This window comes from Streptomyces ureilyticus (assembly GCF_011045025.1).
GTDB classification, from domain to species: domain Bacteria; phylum Actinomycetota; class Actinomycetes; order Streptomycetales; family Streptomycetaceae; genus Streptomyces; species Streptomyces ureilyticus.
The window spans coordinates 1-3,488 of record NZ_JAAKZX010000397.1; the positions used below are offsets into that span (position 1 = coordinate 1).

Here is a 3,488-nt window from a genome sequence, read left to right on the forward strand (position 1 = left end):
CGGGAGATCTCGGCGCCCGTCGCGTCGCCGCCCGCGTGCGCGATACGGCGGCGGTGGTGGGTGGGTTCAGTTCGTTGGCGACTGCGGGCCCGTTGTGGCTCATCGCGCAATTCCCCGCGCCCCTAAAAGCAAAGCCTGCGACTTCCCGCGTCCCGACGACACCGGCGCCCTCCCGCCAACGGGAGGGGACGGGGGCCGGTGCGTCGCATGCCCGTCGCGTAGCTTCGGTCTCGGCCCATCTGTGCCCTGTATCAGCGGAAGGGCCGTATGCCCTGTTGGCGACGGGCTGACGCACCGGACCGCGGCCCCGCACCCAAGGGGCGCGGGGCTGTGACATTTGCGGCTCCGCCGCGGGGCGCGAGCAACCACCCACGCACCCGCAGCCGCCCAACCGCCGGAGGCACCCGCTCAACTAGAGGCAGCCGGCTGCCGAACGTTGGCTCGGACCCAGTCCACGATCGACGCCGTCGTCGCACCCGGCGTGAAGATCTCGGCGACACCCTTCTCCTTGAGGGGAAGAATGTCCGCTTCAGGAATGATTCCGCCGCCAAAGACCTTGATGTCCGACGCCTCGCGCTCCTTGAGGAGTTCGATGACGGCGGCGAAAAGCGTGTTGTGGGCTCCGGAAAGAATGGAGAGCCCGATCGCGTCCGCGTCCTCCTGGATCGCGGTGTCCACGATCTGCTCCGGCGTCTGATGGAGGCCGGTGTAAATGACCTCCATGCCCGCGTCACGCAGGGCCCGCGCGATCACCTTGGCCCCACGATCGTGACCGTCGAGCCCCGGCTTGGCCACCACCACGCGGATCGGACCGGCTGCCACACCCATCACTGTTGCCTCCATGTACCGACTTCCGCCCCGCCGAGAAACGATCTCCAGCGAACCGGACTGCAGAAATCCGTATCTAGCAAAAACTCAAATCGACCTGTTAACGTCCCGCACCGGCCTGTATCGACTGATAGCACCTCAAGACGTTGACGGCGACTCGCCGCAACCGCTTCATGCGAGCGACACGTCACTCCACGTCAGGTGTACCCATCGGCACAGCCGCCCCGCACCACGCCGGCCGGGGAAGTGAACGAACGTTATCGCCACCATCCCGCAACCGGCAGTTTCGCGGTGTAGACCGAGGGGGAAATCACACGATGGGACAAGTTCGCCGCGCACCGATCCCGCACCCTGAGGCACATGGGCCACAGCCGGGCCGGGCGCAAGGGGAGCCGCCACGAGGTCGCCGTACCTCCGCGCCGCCAGCCCGGCGGCCGGATGGTGCGGCGTATCGGCGATCGCACGACGACGGGAGACCCCGTCGTTCCGCGGGCGTGATGCTCGCCACGTGCACACTGCCGTTCTCCTCGTCGGCGGCTTTCCATGAGGGCACACGGGGGACAGAGCCGTCCTCTCGCGTGCCGACGGGAGGTCGGCCATGAAGGTCACCAGGGCAGTACTGCCCTTTTATCCGCTTTTGCCGCTCTGTCAACGGCTGTTGCCCAGCAGACTGGCCGGACTCTCGCTGACTCTCCTGAAGGCCACGGCCCTTGAGGTCGCGATCCTCGCGGGGCATCTGATCCTCTACCCCACGGGCATCGTGCAGGAGCGCCGCCCAGGCGCTGCTTCGCCCTCCCCGGCTCCCAACCTTCCCTCCGCCGCACTCCCGAGGCCCCGCCGCGCACCCGACGACCTCGGTCCCGAGACCGCGGCCGACACCGACCGTGACGCCGAGGCCCACCGCCTGCCCACCCGGCCCAAGCCCCCGGTGGTCCTCCTCCATGGATTCATAGACAACCGCTCGGTGTTCGTGCTGCTGCGCCGCTCCCTGGCCCAGCACGGCAGGCAACAGATCGAGTCGCTCAACTACTCGCCCCTGACCTGCGACATCCGCACCGCTGGCGAGCTGCTCGGCCGACACATCGAGGAGATCTGCGAGCGCACCGGCCAGCAGGAGGTGGACATCGTCGGCCACAGCCTCGGCGGACTGATCGCGCGTTACTACGTGCAGCGCCTGGGCGGCGATGTGCGCGTACGGACACTTGTGACGTTGGGCACACCGCACTCGGGCACGAGCGTGGCACCGCTGATGAACGCGCATCCGATCGTGCGGCAGATGCGTCCCGGCTCCGACGTGCTCGAGGAACTGTGCGAGCCCGCACCGGGCTGCCGGACTCGGTTTGTGAGCTTCTGGAGCGATCTCGACCAGTTGATGGACCCGTTGGAGACGGCCTGCGTCGAGCACCCTGACCTGCTCGCGCAGAACGTACGAGTGAGTGGCATCGGTCACCTTGCCCTGCCCGTGCACCCGGCGGTCGCAGCCGGCATACGGCAGGCGCTCGACATGGACGAGACCGCGGGGACCCCTGCCGCCGCCCGCACCGGCGGACTGACCGTGGCGTAAACCACAACGCGCCCCGGGCCCCGGCCGAACCCCCGGGGAACACCCGTATGCCCTCGAACGTTCATCGAACGAAAGGCCAAAGTCGCGCCCTCTGGCCGCCGAAAGGCGGCCGAATGCCCGTTTCCCGAGCGGGTGATGACGGCCGAAGATTGTCGCGCCCGCCTACCCCCGGGTACAGTCACCGCACTGCTCTGCCAGCGCCCCTGTCGTCGAGGCGAAAGAGAAGTTGGTGAACGACCGTCATCCGTCGGGGACCATGCCGTCCCCGGCCGCGGCTCCCGAAGCCGCCTCGACGCACTTCGCGTCGTATGGCGAGCAGGGGGTCCAGTACGGCGACTTCACCACGTACGACGCCTACGCCGCCACCGGTTTTGACGCGGCACCCACCGGCATCTACGACACCTACGGCACCCCGGGTGCCTGCGCGGCGCCGCCCTTCGAGGCCACGACGAGCTTCGAGACCGATCCCCTCTTCGGCGACCTGCCGGGCAGCGGCGGCACGGGTTCGTACGCGTCCACCGGCGGCCACCAGACGCTGAACTACGACGCGTACGCGGCCCAGCACTACGCCGCGTACGACACCGGCGGCCATGACGCGACCGGTCTGTGGGCGGACGCCTCCGGTCAGCAGCCGCTCATCGGGATCCCGGCGCAGTCCACAGGGCCCGACATCAGTGGTCAGTGGGACGCGAATGCCTGGCTGCAGGCCGAACCTCTCGTCGAGGCCCAGCAGTGGAACACGCAGACCTTCGACTCGGGTGCGTACGACGCCACGGCATGGAACTCCGACAGCGGCGAGCAGCACGAGTCGTACGACCAACACGAGCGGCACGAGTCGTACGACCAGCAGGCCACAGCGACCTTCGAGCAGGTCACGTACGATCAACAGGCCGCCATAGAGGACGAGTTCGCCCCCTCCGACGACCACCAGGACCCGCACACCGGCACCGGTATCAGCGCCGGCAGCCACGACGAACTCCCTCTCCTCGACCGCCCCGCTCGCCGCGCATGTATTGCCCGAGCTGCCCGCGCTACGTCTGGAGCGTGACGAGCACCACCGACACAAAGACGTCTACGACCACTCGCTGATCGTGCT

At 68.3% G+C, this 3,488-nt stretch carries 4 protein-coding genes; 3 read left to right on the top strand and 1 reads right to left on the bottom strand.

Annotated elements, in window-relative coordinates; all coding sequences use genetic code 11:
* Positions 1-408 precede the first annotated feature (408 nt).
* Positions 409-828, bottom strand: a complete 420-nt coding sequence (locus G6048_RS47350; protein WP_165345796.1) for a cobalamin B12-binding domain-containing protein — start codon at positions 826-828, stop codon at positions 409-411.
* Between the two features lie 360 nt (positions 829-1,188).
* On the opposite strand from G6048_RS47350, the gene G6048_RS47355 reads away from it, so the two are divergent.
* The 3 genes from G6048_RS47355 (at position 1,189) to G6048_RS47365 (ending at position 3,440) form a co-directional block, all read left to right on the top strand.
* The gene (locus tag G6048_RS47355; RefSeq protein ID WP_165345797.1) at positions 1,189-1,326 is read left to right on the top strand and encodes a hypothetical protein; all 138 of its coding nucleotides are present in this window, start codon (positions 1,189-1,191) and stop codon (positions 1,324-1,326) included.
* 100 nt (positions 1,327-1,426) lie between these two features.
* Positions 1,427-2,392 (top strand): esterase/lipase family protein, encoded by a 966-nt coding sequence (locus tag G6048_RS47360; RefSeq protein ID WP_165345798.1) that lies wholly within the window; start codon positions 1,427-1,429, stop codon positions 2,390-2,392.
* A 229-nt stretch (positions 2,393-2,621) separates the two neighbouring features.
* A complete protein-coding gene (locus tag G6048_RS47365) occupies positions 2,622-3,440 on the top strand; it encodes a hypothetical protein (RefSeq protein ID WP_165345799.1) in 819 nt (272 codons plus the stop codon).
* Positions 3,441-3,488: the final 48 nt, after the last annotated feature.